The sequence below is a fragment of the Arthrobacter sp. TRD_SC_6 genome, from assembly GCF_055361185.1.
The window spans coordinates 2,913,551-2,927,011 of record NZ_CM143953.1 but is presented as its reverse complement, the minus strand read 5'-3'; the positions used below and the strand labels follow the sequence as shown (position 1 = coordinate 2,927,011).

At 62.7% G+C, this 13,461-nt stretch carries 10 protein-coding genes; 2 read left to right on the top strand and 8 right to left on the bottom strand.

The genetic code is table 11. The features are described 5' to 3' along the window. Positions 1 to 10: 10 nt before the first annotated feature. Together ACWA1U_RS13885 and ACWA1U_RS13880 are read right to left on the bottom strand one after the other, a co-directional pair. On the bottom strand, positions 11 to 1,330 hold the full coding sequence (locus ACWA1U_RS13885; RefSeq protein ID WP_463722749.1) for a UDP-glucose dehydrogenase family protein: 1,320 nt from the start codon (positions 1,328 to 1,330) through the stop codon (positions 11 to 13). A gap of 83 nt (positions 1,331 to 1,413) precedes the next feature. Further along, positions 1,414 to 2,445: a UDP-glucuronic acid decarboxylase family protein gene (locus ACWA1U_RS13880; RefSeq protein WP_463722748.1), complete on the bottom strand. Its 1,032-nt coding sequence runs from the start codon at positions 2,443 to 2,445 to the stop codon at positions 1,414 to 1,416. A gap of 991 nt (positions 2,446 to 3,436) precedes the next feature. Between ACWA1U_RS13880 and metG the strand changes: the two genes are divergently transcribed. Continuing rightward, positions 3,437 to 5,008, top strand: a complete 1,572-nt coding sequence (metG, locus tag ACWA1U_RS13875) for a methionine--tRNA ligase (protein WP_463722747.1) — start codon at positions 3,437 to 3,439, stop codon at positions 5,006 to 5,008. 56 nt (positions 5,009 to 5,064) lie between these two features. Here metG and ACWA1U_RS13870 read toward each other — a convergent pair whose 3' ends face one another. The 6 genes from ACWA1U_RS13870 to ACWA1U_RS13845 all read right to left on the bottom strand — a co-directional run bounded on the left by ACWA1U_RS13870 (position 5,065) and on the right by ACWA1U_RS13845 (position 12,109). Further along, complete coding sequence (locus tag ACWA1U_RS13870; protein WP_463722746.1) at positions 5,065 to 5,580, bottom strand: hypothetical protein; 516 nt, start codon at positions 5,578 to 5,580, stop codon at positions 5,065 to 5,067. A gap of 57 nt (positions 5,581 to 5,637) precedes the next feature. Then, a complete protein-coding gene (locus tag ACWA1U_RS13865) occupies positions 5,638 to 8,124 on the bottom strand; it encodes an ABC transporter permease (protein WP_463722745.1) in 2,487 nt (828 codons plus the stop codon). A gap of 3 nt (positions 8,125 to 8,127) precedes the next feature. Continuing rightward, positions 8,128 to 8,895 carry an ABC transporter ATP-binding protein gene (locus ACWA1U_RS13860; protein ID WP_463722744.1) on the bottom strand — a complete coding sequence of 256 codons (768 nt, stop codon included), beginning with the start codon at positions 8,893 to 8,895 and terminating at the stop codon, positions 8,128 to 8,130. Between the two features lie 144 nt (positions 8,896 to 9,039). After that, the gene (locus ACWA1U_RS13855; protein ID WP_463722743.1) at positions 9,040 to 9,732 is read right to left on the bottom strand and encodes a response regulator; all 693 of its coding nucleotides are present in this window, start codon (positions 9,730 to 9,732) and stop codon (positions 9,040 to 9,042) included. After that, a complete protein-coding gene (locus tag ACWA1U_RS13850; RefSeq protein WP_463722742.1) occupies positions 9,729 to 10,931 on the bottom strand; it encodes a sensor histidine kinase in 1,203 nt (400 codons plus the stop codon). The genes ACWA1U_RS13855 and ACWA1U_RS13850 overlap by 4 nt, the downstream gene beginning before the upstream one ends. 74 nt (positions 10,932 to 11,005) lie before the next feature. Further along, entirely contained in the window at positions 11,006 to 12,109 is a 1,104-nt protein-coding gene (locus ACWA1U_RS13845; protein WP_463722741.1) for a LamG domain-containing protein, read from the bottom strand. 219 nt (positions 12,110 to 12,328) lie between these two features. Between ACWA1U_RS13845 and ACWA1U_RS13840 the strand changes: the two genes are divergently transcribed. After that, on the top strand, positions 12,329 to 13,384 hold the full coding sequence (locus ACWA1U_RS13840) for a 3-isopropylmalate dehydrogenase (protein ID WP_463722740.1): 1,056 nt from the start codon (positions 12,329 to 12,331) through the stop codon (positions 13,382 to 13,384). Positions 13,385 to 13,461 lie beyond the last annotated feature (77 nt).

Here is a 13,461-nt window from a genome sequence, read left to right as displayed (position 1 = left end):
ACCCCTAGATCTATCGTGTCGGCCGGCCCATGGCCCGCACGGACCAACCGGCACCGCGCCAGTGATCTATGTCCAAGCAGTTCCGGGCATCGAGGATTCGCGGCACTGAAACCAGTGTCGAAAGGTGCACCGGATCAAGTCGCCGGTATTCCTGCCACTCCGTGAGGTGCACGGCGAGCTCAGCTCCTTCGAAAGCTTTCTGAACCTCTGTGGTGTAATCGAGGGACGGATAGGCGGCGCGAGCATTTTCGATCGCCTCGGGGTCATGGACGCGTACGCGGGCGCCCTGGCTTTGAAGCGCGCTGGCAACACTCAATGCGGGCGAGTCCCGCACGTCGTCGCTGTTGGGCTTGAAAGCCGCACCGAGCACGGCGATCCTCTTGTCCTGTAGTGAACCGCCGAGCATGGTGCGGGACAGAGTAACGGCGCTGCGACGCCGATTGACGTTGACCTGATCCACGTTCTTCAAAAATTCAAGCGCCTCACTGATCCCAAGTTCCTCCGCCCGTGCGAGGAATGCGCGGATGTCTTTCGGGAGACAGCCGCCACCGAAGCCCACTCCCGGACATAGAAATTTTTGGCCGATGCGAGCATCGTGGCCGAGAGCGGCGGCCAGCGGAACGATATCCGCGCCTACCGCTTCGCAAACTTCAGAGATCGCGTTGATGAAGGAGATTTTGGTGGCCAGGAACGCATTTGCAGAAACCTTGACCAGTTCTGCCGTGGCCAGGTCTGTGGATATATAGGGTGTGCCGGCTTCTAGCACCTTGGCGTACACCTCCCGAAGGAGCGAATCGGCTTCCGGTGACGTGACCCCCACCACCAGCCGATCTGGGTGGAGTGTGTCGTCTACCGCGAAACCCTCCCTCAGAAACTCCGGATTCCAAGCCACCTGAGCCTGATTTCCCACGGGAGCCAGACACGCAACCATAGCGGCGAGCCGGGCTGCCGTGCCCACGGGAACTGTGGATTTACCCACGATCAGGCATGGCTTTTGCAGGTGAGGAGCTAATCCTTCAATAACTGCGTCGACGTACTTCAAGTCCGCGGCCGTTGATCCGGGAGATTGCGGAGTTCCCACACAGATGAAATGAACTGTGCCGAACTCCGCCGCCTCCTGCAGTGACGTGGTGAATCTCAATCGACCAGCATCGATGTTCGCGCGAAGCAGTTCCGGAAATCCGGGTTCGAAGAAAGGTGCGTGTCCCTGAGCCAGCCGCTCGACCTTCACAGCGTCGACGTCAATTCCTAAGACATCGTGCCCGTACTCTGCCATGCCAGCTGCATGCACCGCACCGAGATAGCCGGTGCCAATGACGGTGATACGCATTATGACCTCCAATAGTGAGGATGTTGGTTGCGGCCGAGCCGCCTTCGGAAAGGATCTGAAAGCGCGGTCTGAGAAGCTTCTGTCTATGCCGGGGCGGCCAAATAGGATGTTTGTTCTTGCGACCGGAGGGGCGTACTCCCCTCGAATTGAGGGCCGGCAAGACCCCCTGCAGCTGCAGCTACTTCACCGCCGTGAGCGCGGAAGTAGGTTACGGTGTGATGCAGCCCTTCTTCAGCCGAAATTCTGGGGTGCCACCCCAGTAGATTTTCGGCGAGGCTGATATCGGGTTGCCGGCGGCTTGGATCGTCTACCGGTAGCTGATGAAACTCGATGACCGAGGGCGACCCGGTGATCCGGAGGATCAAATCAGCCAACTCCCGTACGGTTCGCTCCACTGGATTCCCCAGGTTGATCGGTCCTCGCTCTGGACTGTCGATCATCGCTACGATGCCACGAATGAGGTCGTCGACGTAGCAGAAGCTCCTTGTCTGGTGACCATCGCCGTAAATAGTCAGTGGATCACCATTCAGCGCCTGCGCAATGAAACTTGAAACCACGCGCCCGTCCTCGGCGCGCATTCGGGGACCGAAAGTGTTGAAGATCCTTAAGATTCCAACATTCACAGAATTTGTGCGTGCATAGGCCATGGTTATGGCTTCGGCGAAGCGTTTGGCCTCGTCATAGACGCTTCGGGGACCAACCGAACTGACATTTCCCCGGTATTGTTCGTTCTGCGGATGGACGGCCGGGTCGCCGTACACCTCGCTGGTGGAGGCTAATACGAAACGCGCCTCCTTCATCTCAGCGAGTTTTAGGGAATTTTCTGTCCCCCTGCTGCCGACTGCGAGTGTTTCTAGCGGAAACCGATGGTAGTCCGGCGGAGACGCTGGGCTGGCCAGGTGAGCGACCGCATCGAGTGAACCCCTGACGCGTAGCCCGTCACTGACGTTTGACTGTACGAAGGTAAAACTGGAGCTTTCAAAGAGTCTCGAAATGTTATCAAGACGTCCCGTGGACAGGTCGTCTACGCAAACTACTGAATCACCGCGGCCTAATAGGGTTTCGCAGAGGTGAGATCCTAGAAATCCCGCTCCACCCGTCACTAATACACGCATAATTACACCCGCTCGATTAAATCTGTCGTTTGAGACCTGTTGAGATCCGGAACACTTGAAAGTACGTATTTCTACTTCTCAAGTTCAATCGTCAGTGTAGGAGCGGGCGCGAATGACTTATAAGAGTAGCCACTACTTGTCTTTGGCATCGCGTCACTTGCGTAGCCGAAGCTACTACTCAGATCCCCGTACTGGGGCCACCTGGGCTGATGAAAGCAGTGCGTTTCGAGCGCGGTTGACGGGTTCTTACCGTGATGGCTGACGGTTCCCACTGGGGAGCGCCTGGACACGCGGTGGATGGGTGGCGGATGAGACACGCTTTGGTCGTGCATGTGTCTCATTGCTTGCCTGTGGTTGGGTGCCTCCCCACAGGTTCAATAAGTTCGAATCACGGAATATGGTAAGAGTCCGTAGCGTTCGATTGTGCATCCCGCCGATCGACCGGTAGATATTTGAAAAGAAACAGCGATGCTTAACTTTCAATTAGATAACCTGCGAGCCCTGAACTTCGACATAGAGCACGATAGGTGATCGCCCTGCGACGTCTAAGTGTGGATAGTTGGTGGTTCATCTACGCGAGTAGTCCGTTCCCCGTATGTTGATCGCTACCCAAGGAGCATCACTCGGGTCTCGCTGACTCTTGTCTCGAAAGTCAACCGAGGTTGGAGCACGCATACATGCAGAATGGGAACTAGTTGATTACAGTCGGGCTGGTGGAGTCTCGATGCACGTCGAGATGGCCAATCGCAGTCCTTACGGGGTGAGCACCGTTGACAGTCAAGAGCGTTCTCGACGTATTCTGACGCAGCAGCTGCCAGCAAGAAGCTTCGTACGTGAGTCCATCAAGGGAACCACGATCCTGCCGAAGTAGACGTCTCACACCCCGCAGAGATAGAGCATGCCCTGGGCGGTGACAAGTACGGGCGGCGGGGTCCTCGACGCCCGATCCTGGTAACGAAGGGAAAACCCCTCGGAAAGAGGGTAACTTTCTATGGTGAGTTCCGCGCAGAAGCCTCCCTTTTACATCACTACGTCCATTTCGTACCCGAACGGCCTTCCCCACGTAGGCCACGCGTACGAGGCGATTGCCTCTGACGCTGTCGCGCGCTTCAAGCGTCTTGACGGGTACGACGTCATGTTCCTGACCGGTACCGACGAACACGGCCTTAAGATGCAGCAGACCGCGGACCGTGAAGGAATTCCGGTCAGAGATCTCGCGACGCGCAACGCGCAGGCTTTCAAGGACATGAACGACGACGCCGCGACCTCCTACGACCGATTCATCCGCACCACCGACGCGGACCATTACGCGGCAGCCTCCGCGATCTGGCAGCGGATGGAAGCCAACGGCGACATCTACCTCGACAAGTACGCGGGGTGGTACTCGGTCCGTGACGAGGCGTACTACACCGAAGAAGACACCGAGCTCCGCGAGGACGGCATCCGCTACTCGAAGGAAACCGACACCGAGGTCACCTGGACGGAGGAGGAAAGCTACTTCTTCCGGCTTTCCGACTACCAGGACCGGCTGCTGGCCCTCTACGCCGAGCAGCCCGAGTTTGGGGCCCCGCAGTCCCGGTTCAATGAGGTCATCAGCTTCGTCAAACGTGGTCTCGACGACCTCTCGATCAGCCGCACCACTTTCGACTGGGGCGTTCCCGTCCCGGGCAACCCGAAGCACGTCATGTACGTATGGGTGGACGCGCTGACCAACTACCTGACCGGCGTCGGCTACCCGGACACTGAATCGGAGCAGTTCAGGAAGTTCTGGCCAGCGGATGTCCATGTGATTGGCAAGGACATCTCCCGGTTCCACGCCATCTTCTGGCCGGCGTTCCTGATGTCAGCCGGGATAGAGCTGCCCAAGCGCATCATGATCCACGGCTTCCTGCACAACAAGGGCGTAAAGATGTCCAAGTCGCTGGGCAACGTCATAGCGCCAAAAGACTGGATTGAACAGTATGGCCGGGACCAGATCCGGTTCTTCCTGCTCCGCGAGGTCCCCTTCGGAGCGGACGGCTCCTACAGCCACGAGGCAATAGTCTCCCGCATGAACTCCGACCTCGCGAATAACCTGGGTAACCTGGCTCAGCGGTCACTGTCGATGGTGGCGAAGAACTGCGACGGACTGGTGCCGGCGCCGTCGTCGTTCTCGGAAGCGGACCTAAGCATCCTGGAGGCGGCCAACGGTCTCCTTGAGTCCTGCCGCGCGGCGTTCGAGCGCCAGGAACTCTCCCGCGCACTCGAGGCGATCTGGACGGTCCTGGGAGACACCAACGCCTACTTCGCCGAGCAGCAGCCGTGGGTCCTGCGCAAAACGGATCTGGACCGCATGAACACCGTGCTCTACGTGACGCTGGAAATCCTGCGCATCGTGTCGATCCTCGTCCAACCGGTGATGCCGGACGGAGCGGCGAAGCTGTTGACGGTCCTGGGCCAGGGAACAACGGACGACGACGACGCGCGCCAGTTCAGCGCTCTGGCCTCGCCCATTGTGCCGGGAGTCGCCCTGCCCGCACCGACGCCGGTGTTCCCCAAGTACGAAGAACCCGCCGAAGCGTAGAACAGACAGCAGGACACACCCCTGATAGCGCAATTTTCCGGGTGTGTCCTGCGAAGTCAACGCGGAGTCTGAAAGCGGCCAGCCGCGGTGGCCGTCATGATCGTCGCGATCTCGCTCTGCTGACCCCGGGCTCTCCCGGCCAGCTGGACGAGGCGTTCCCGGTTGTATCCGGAGAAGGACCAGCCGGCGTCCACCAGCACCAGCAGCGTTTCCCACAGCGCTTCCTTGCCGCGCACCAGACTCTGCAGGGCCTCGAGTTCCAGCTGCGCTCCGGGACCTTTCGCCGCCCGCCGAAGGTTGAGCGGGTTGAGCCGCGCAGCGGTGGCGCTGACGTGCGCAAAGGCCATTTTCGCCGTATTGGGGCGGTGTCCCTGCGCCTTCAGTGAGCGGAGCAGTTCACTGCGTTCGCCGTCGATCTCGTCCCGGAGTTTGGTCAGGGTGCGCCCGTGTTCGGTATCCGCCCAGGTCTCGCTGGCCGCTGCGAAGAGCCGCACCCCTCCGGTTGCGCCGAGGAGGTGGTCCTCCAGGTAACGGAACAGCCACTGCTGCCCCTCGCGACTCGATTCGGACACGGATCCTCCTTGGCAACACGCCCCACACTGCGCGGGGCGTGTTGCCATCCTTGCAGGTCAGCTGTCTACGGCCAATCCCTGGACAGGTGAGAGCTTCGCTGCCCGGCGTGCGGGCATCACCGAGGCGAGCAGACCCGCCACGATGGCGACGACGAGCACGCCGAGGAGTTGCAGCCAGGGGAACGACGGCGTGACCGTGGCCACTACGCCGAGCGCGGACTGCGCGCCCAGCCAGCCATACAGCATGCCGAGCAGCACACCGAATAGTGCAGCGACGCCGGCGATGAGCACCGCTTCAACGGCCAACATTCCCCTGAGCTGGCCCTTGGTGAGTCCGAGCGCACGCAGTAGCGCGGATTCGCGGGTACGTTCCAACACGGACAGCGAGAGGGTGTTTGCGACGCCGATGAGCGCGATCAACACAGCGACCGCCAGCAGTGCAGTCACCACGAGGAGCAGCACATCAATGATCTGGTTGAACATCGCTCGCTCCAGCGCGGCGCCCGAGACGAGGTACTCGGGCAGCCCAAGGGCGTCGACAATTTCTGTCCGGAGTTCAGTGATCTGCCCTGAATCAAGCGAATCATCCAGCTTCAGCCAGAGCACGCCGCCTATAGCTTCAGGGGAGTCCATGATCCCCAGGCTCTCAGCAGTTGTTCCGGAGATCAGCGGAACAATGGTCCGGCTTTCGGCAACGACCACGGGCAATGTCTGTTCGGCGAGAGTACCCTTCACGGTCAGCTCGGTAAGGTCGGTTCCATCGGGCATCACTACTGCGCCGTCGCGTGGATAGGTGTTTCCGGACCGGAGCACGGTGACGGCGTCCTCATCCGAAAGCGTGTAGACCACCTGTGCACCGGCTTCGTCCCCCGTAAGGGCGACGGCGGTGGGCTGCACAACGGCTTCCACTCCGTCGAGCGCCAGTACGGACTCCATGGCGCCCGCTGGGTTCTCGCCTTCCAGCTGCACCTCCATGTCGACCGGATAGTTCTGCGCCAGCGCGTCCTCGAATGCTGTCCGGGAGGACTGGGCGCCGGCCATCATCATGCTCACGAGGGTGACTCCCACGATCAAAGCGGTGGCCGTCGCCGTCGTACGGGCGGGATTCCGCACCGCATTGACGGCCGCGAGCTCGCCCGGCACGCCGAGCGGTTTTGCCAGCCGGCCCACCTTTGTCACCAGTGCGGGAATGAACAATCCGGCGCAGAGCAAAAGGCCGAGGAAGGACAGCGCACCTCCAGGGAGCGCAACCAGCAGGTTGGCACTGACGGCGCCGATGGCGAGGAGTAGCCCCCCGCCTACGAGCAGCGCCATCCCAATACCGAGCTTCACCCGTCCACGGCGGGTGCCGACACCGGCGTAGTCCGCAGGGCGGAGAGCGGCGAGCGGCGCGACGGCGGTGGCCGCCCGAGCGGGCACCAGCGCTGCCGCGATGGTCATGAGGATGCCCACGACCATCCCGGCGACCACAGCCGACGGCGGCACCGCCAACGTCGCGAATTCGCTGCCCGGGATGGTGCGGGCGATGGCCACGAGGGTCCACATCACGCCGGCCGCAAGCAGTACTCCGAGGGCGGATGAGACGGTGCCGACAACTGCCGCTTCGAGGAGCACGGAGCGGCGGATCTGCCCGCGCCCGGCGCCGATGCAGCGCAGCAGCGCCAGTTCGCGCGTGCGCTGCGCCACCAGGACCGAGAAGGTATTGGCAATTACCAGTGCTGTGACAATGACGGCGACCACGGCGAATGCAAGCAGCACGATGGTCAGCTGATCCTGTCCTCCGGAGAAGGCCGCGACGTCCTCGGTGGTCTGCTCGGTGCTAGTGAGCACAGAGACGCTGGCTACGCCTGAGTTGGAGACTATTTCGCTCACTGACTGCCTGACGGCGCCCTGGTCAGCACCGTCGGCGAGGAGAAGTTGGACCGTGGACGCCGCAGCCTCGGGAGCCAGAGTGGACACCCCTGACTGGATGCTGTGCACCTGGATCATCCCCGAGCTGAACGGGTGGCTGGAGGGCTCACTCAGCCCCACAACCGTAAGGGTCTGCGCAGCTGTCGAGATGCTGTCCTCAGGAGTGCCGGCCGCGAGGGGAGCGCCCTGAACTGTGTCGCCGATCGATACAGCGAGTTGCTCCGCAGATGCGGAGTCAATGATCACTTCGCTGTCCGCGATAGGGAGCCGTCCTACCTCGACCACCAGGCTCTCGAGGGAGTCGGGTGCAAGCGTGGCAATCAACGCGTAATTGGTGGTGTCCGGCGTCCCAAGCACAAAGGAGCCCTGCGTATCCGCATGCACCGCCTCGACACCGGCAACTTTTGTCAGCTGTCCTGCAGTCCCTTCGGGGAGCGGGGCGCCGCTGTCATCGGAAACCACCAGGTCTGCCTTCACGTACTCGGCGCCGATGCTGTTCTGCAGGGTAGCGATGGTTGTGCCGCCGACCATCAGGGTGGCGGCAAGGAAACCAACGCCGAGCATAACGGCGAGCCCGACGGCGATGTACCGGCGTGCGTGCCGGGCAACCTGGGACAGGGCCACTGTCAACACGGCTCAGGCTCCCAGCTGTGAGAGGGCGGCGAGGATGGCATCGGGGGCACTGCGTTCAAGCTCGCCTACGAGCTCGCCGTCCTGCATGAGGATGACGCGGTCTGCGTAGGAAGCCGCCACAGGATCGTGCGTCACCATGATGATGCTCTGGCCCATTTCCTGGCTGCTGCGCCGCAACAGGGCGAGCACCTCGGCGCCGGATCGGGAATCGAGGTTGCCTGTCGGCTCATCACCGAAGATGACGTCGGGCCGGGTCAGGAGGGCCCTGGCCACGGCGACCCGCTGCTGTTGCCCACCGGAAAGCTCGTGCGGGCGGTGGGTCAGGCGGTCGGTCAGGCCCAGGATGGTGCAGATCTGGGTCAACCACTCGCGGTCCACGGTTCCTCCCGCAAGCGCGACGGGCAGGGTGATGTTCTGCTCGGCCGTCAGGGTCGGGATGAGGTTGAAGGACTGGAAGACGAAGCCCACGCGGTCGCGCCGCAGGCGGGTCAGTTCGGCGTCAGTCAGGCCGGTAATGTCCGTGCCGCCAATGGCGATGCGACCGGAGTCAGCTGTATCGAGGCCAGCCAGGCAGTGCATGAGCGTTGATTTGCCGGAACCGGAAGGGCCCATGATCGCGGTGAACCGGCCGCTCGGGAAGCTGACGGTCACGTCACGGAGGGCGTGGATGGTGGTGTTGCCGCGGCCGTAGGACTTACTGAGATTGTCGGCCGCGACGGCAGCAATTGAGACAGGGGAGGGCGCCATGGCCATTGAGGAGTGCGATGTCATGGCCCCAACGCTACGGAGTTGTCCAGGAAAGCGAATCGCCCGCTGGAAGGGTTCCCACAGTGGGCAGCTCCTACCCCGGGATGAGACGGCGATGCTGCGGGTATGAGGCTGCGGGTCTGAGACTCACCTGGGTGAGCCATGGTCTTACGGCCGGACGACACCCGCCTCATACGCCATGACCACGGCCTGCACCCGGTCCCGGGCACTCAGCTTGGCAAGGATGTGACCCACATGGGTTTTCACGGTTGCCTCGGAAAGGAACAGGTCGCCGGCAATCTCCGTGTTCGAACGTCCTTGGGCAATCAGGGTGAACACCTCGCGCTCCCGGGCGGTCAGCGTGCCCACGGCGGTGGTGGCCGCATCATTCGTGGAGGATGGCCGCCGGAGCATGGGAGCCACGTGGTCCAGTAGCCGCCGCGTGGTCGATGGCGCAATGACTGCGTCCCCACGATGCACCGTGCGAATGGCCTCAAGGAGTTCCTCGGGCGGCGCGTCCTTCAGCAGGAACCCGCTGGCTCCTGCCTGGATTGCCGCGAGTGCGTATTCGTCCAGGTCGAAGGTGGTCAGCACAATGATCTTCGGCCCCGCACCCTTGTCCTGTTCGAGAATGCGGCGGGTCGCCTCGATCCCATCCATTCCAGGCATGCGGACATCCATGAGTACGACGTCGGCAGGTGCGGAGGCCAGCAGCGTTACCGCTTCGGCGCCGTTCCCGGCCTGGCCCACAACCTCCAGGTCCGGCTGGGAGTTGATCAGCATCGAAAAGCCGCTCCGTACCAGCTGCTGGTCGTCGACCAGAGCCACTCGGATCGGGGGGCGGGCGGTGGGATCGGTCATTGGGCCTCCGTGTAGGCAATTTCCCCGTAAGGGATAACAGTGTGCACCCGGAAACCGCCACCATTGCGCGGCGCCGCCTCCAGGACTCCATCGTAGAGTTTCACCCGCTCGGTCATGCCCTTGATGCCCTGGCCCGCTCCGGCGGTGGAGGCGTCGGACCCAGCACCGCGGCCGTCGTCGTCGACTGTTATCTCAAGGCCCTTCGCAGTCCAGGCGAGCGCGGCGCTCGCCGTTGCTTTGGGCCCGGCGTGCTTGAGGACGTTGGTTAGGGACTCCTGCACCACCCGGTAGGCGGTGAGCTCGGCTCCGGAGGGAAGGTTGCGGCGAGGAGTGCCCTGCCAGGACAGCGAGGTATCCAGCCCGGCACGCTGCACAGTCGCGACGAGCTCGGGTACGTCGGCGAGGGATGGCAGCGGGCGGACGGGGGCGTCGTCGTCGTTCCTCAGGACCCCCAGAAGACGGCGCATCTCCCGCAGCGATTCCCTGCCGGTTTCGGCAATGGTTCCCAGCGTGGACGTGGCGACGGCAGGATCAGCGGCGCCGGCATAGCGTGCACCATCTGCCTGGGCGATCATCACGGATAGGGAGTGGGCCACAATGTCGTGCATCTCCCGGGCAATATGGTTCCGTTCATCGGCTGCCGCAAGGTCACGCTCCTGCTGGCGCTCCACCTCCAACCGCCATGCCCGGTCCTCCAGCGCGCGGATGGTCAACCGGCGGTTGCGCGCAAGGTCACCGAAGGTCCAGCACAGGAGCACCACGGCAAGGGCGAAGAACATGTAAAGCGCGTAGAGCGGTAGATCGGCGAAACCGGTCTGGTACTGGTTGAACCCGAACTGCACAATGCCGGCGATCATGCCGAATCCCGCCAGGCCAAGCCCGCTGAGGCTGGCCCACCTGGGCGCGTAGGCCGCGAGCGCGTAGACCATCACCAGCACGCTGACCTGGGCAGGGACGGGCGGAAAGTTGATGGCCAGTTGGCCCAGCGAAACCGCGGCGACCACCGTCGCGGCCGGAACCGTCCGGCTCCGCCGCCACGCGAGCGGGATCACCAGGGCAGCGGACACCAGGAATTCAGCAGGGCTGCCGAGGAGCAGGTAGACGAACGCGAGCACGAAAAAGGCGCAGACGGCGACGAAAACGTCGACGGTGCCCTGGCGTTCGCGCAGCCAGGAGGCAAGCCGGTGATGCATGTCCATGGCCTACAACCCTAGGGGTTGATCCACGCTCCGGGCATCGCCCCGTGGGAGGAGTTCGCTTTAAGGCGTACGTATCAGCGCACGCGGTGAGTGGGGGCCGATGTCCGGGTGACCGGGGAGTATCCGCTCTTCGTTCCGGTGACTTTCACCGTGAGCGTTGACTGTCTGTCCGCCTTCGCAACCGTGTAGGTGCGGGAGGTAGCACCGGCAATAGCGCTGCCTGAGCGGAACCACTGGTAGGTCAGAGCGGTGCCGGTGGTCCAGCTCCCTGGGTTTGCGGTCAGCCGCTGAGCGACCTTCGCCGTCCCCGAAATGGTGGGGGTGGGGGCGGCGGGTATTGGTGGGAGCGCCGGCACCGTAGTCGATGGCGTGAAGGAGAAGTCACGGACCACAACCTTTTCCGGCGTGACGGTGTTCGGCGAACCACCGCCGCCTCCGGTGACCCACAGGTTGAAGTGCACTGCCTCGCGCGCAGGTACCGGAACGGTTGCACCTTCGAGGACGGTCCGCTTCACCAGCGGGCCGGCGTAGCCCTCGCCTGCGAACGTTTCGTAGGTCAGGCGGGCCGGTTCCCACACCAACCGGTGGGTCAGGACGGGGTGATTGGTTGCGTCGAAAAACACGGTGCGGCTGCCCTCGCCGGCCGGCTTGGTGGCGTCAAACCAGTACCCGTGTCCCTGCCGGACCGGGCGTGACTCACCCCAGGCCGCACCTCCGCCCCAGGCTGATGCCTCGCACAGGTCAATCTCGTTGTGCCCTGGGGCTGCGTCAGGGTCATAGGTGAACAAGCAGCCCCACACCACCTCCTTCTGGAGGGTCTCCACATTTCGTTCCACGGTGGTGCTGTAGGTTCCGTAGCCGAATCCCCGCCGGGTGGACTGGAACTCGGCCGCAACGGGTGCGCTGCCGGTGGGATTGGTCAGCGTCAGGGCCACATATCCATTGGCGTCCGGATCGGTGACATTGGCGGGGTCGAATGAGTGATTGTAATGGGGTCCGCCGGTCCAGGAACGCTTTTGCCAGTTGAAGCCCTTCCACGAGAAGCTGCCCGCGGGTCCTGGGTCCAGTGTCATGCTTCCAGTATCTGCTGCGTGCACCGGTGCCGCCGTTCCAACGGCGAGCAGGACGATGATGGCGGCCGCCGCCAGTTGTGCCGGGAGACTACGGGTGGACTTCATGTTTGCTCCAGAAATGGGGATGGACGTGTCGAATTGGCAGGGCACTGCAGCTCGCCCTTCCTGATTATGGAGTGCCAGTGCAGGCTTTGGTGCAGGATCAACCTCGTCTTCGGGCAGCCTTTACGCAGGGTTTCTGACCTGCGGCCCACGGGTGCTAGTCCGTCTCATTAAATGAGACGCAGTTGTCCGACATGCGGGATAGTTGCCTACGCTGTGAACATGAGTACATCGAGCATCAACGTAGCTGTCATCCCGGGTGACGGCATCGGTCCGGAAGTAATTACCGAAGCGGTGAAGGTTCTGCGGAAGGCCGTGGCGTCAACGGAGACGGAGCTGCTGCTCACGGAGTACAAGCTCGGGGCGGAGCACTACCTGGCAACGGGGGAAACCCTCCCGCCGGAAACGCTGGATAAACTGCGCACCCACGACGCCATTCTTTTCGGAGCGGTAGGCGCCGCACCGGGTGACACCCGTATCCCTTCGGGAATCATCGAGCGGGAAATGCTGCTCAAGCTCCGGTTCAGCCTGGACCACTACGTGAACCTCAGACCGTCCAGGCTGTACCGGGGGGTAGCCAGTCCGCTGGCTGAGCCGGGAGAGATCGATTTCGTGGTGGTCCGAGAAGGCACAGAGGGTCCCTACGTAGGCAACGGCGGGTCGCTACGAACGGGCACCCCGCATGAGATCGCCACCGAGGTTTCCCTGAACACGGCGCACGGTGTGGAGCGCGTGGTCCGGGATGCGTTCCGCAGGGCGAGCGAGCGTCCACGCAAGCACCTGACCCTGGTGCACAAACACAACGTGCTGGTGTACGCAGGCCACTTGTGGAAGCGCACCGTTGAAGCAGTCGCTCAAGAGTTCCCCGAGGTCACCCACGACTACCTGCACGTTGACGCGGCGATGATCTTCCTGGTGACGAATCCAGCGCGCTTCGACGTGATTGTCACGGACAACCTCTTCGGCGACATCATCACGGACCTGGCAGCGGCCGTCACCGGCGGAATCGGCCTGGCAGCTTCGGGGAACATCAACATGGACCGCACTTCACCGTCCATGTTTGAGCCCGTCCACGGATCCGCTCCGGACATCGCGGGGCAGCAGAAAGCTGATCCCACTGCCGCGATCCTTTCCGCCGCCCTCCTTCTGCGCCACCTTGGCTTCCACGGCCAGGCGGTGACCATTGAGCAGGCGGTGGAGAACGACGTCGCGAGCAGGCAGGGCACGCAGCGAACCACTGCGCAGATCGGCGATGCGATAGCCGCGGCTGTATCCTAAGCTGGTTAGGAACCATTAACCGGTTTGCACCCGTTCAGCTTTATCCAATCATCAGCGCTGGCCCGCTTAGGGGTCAC

Excerpts from the sequence above, each read along its gene's own strand:
- ACWA1U_RS13850 (WP_463722742.1), bottom strand. The coding sequence starts at position 10,931 with ATGGACATGCATCACCGGCTTGCCTCCTGGCTGCGCGAACGCCAGGGC.
- ACWA1U_RS13885 (WP_463722749.1), bottom strand. The coding sequence starts at position 1,330 with ATGCGTATCACCGTCATTGGCACCGGCTATCTCGGTGCGGTGCATGCA.
- ACWA1U_RS13840 (WP_463722740.1), top strand. The coding sequence starts at position 12,329 with ATGAGTACATCGAGCATCAACGTAGCTGTCATCCCGGGTGACGGCATC.
- ACWA1U_RS13880 (WP_463722748.1), bottom strand. The coding sequence starts at position 2,445 with ATGCGTGTATTAGTGACGGGTGGAGCGGGATTTCTAGGATCTCACCTC.
- metG (WP_463722747.1), top strand. The coding sequence starts at position 3,437 with ATGGTGAGTTCCGCGCAGAAGCCTCCCTTTTACATCACTACGTCCATT.
- ACWA1U_RS13845 (WP_463722741.1), bottom strand. The coding sequence starts at position 12,109 with ATGAAGTCCACCCGTAGTCTCCCGGCACAACTGGCGGCGGCCGCCATC.
- ACWA1U_RS13855 (WP_463722743.1), bottom strand. The coding sequence starts at position 9,732 with ATGACCGATCCCACCGCCCGCCCCCCGATCCGAGTGGCTCTGGTCGAC.
- ACWA1U_RS13860 (WP_463722744.1), bottom strand. The coding sequence starts at position 8,895 with ATGACATCGCACTCCTCAATGGCCATGGCGCCCTCCCCTGTCTCAATT.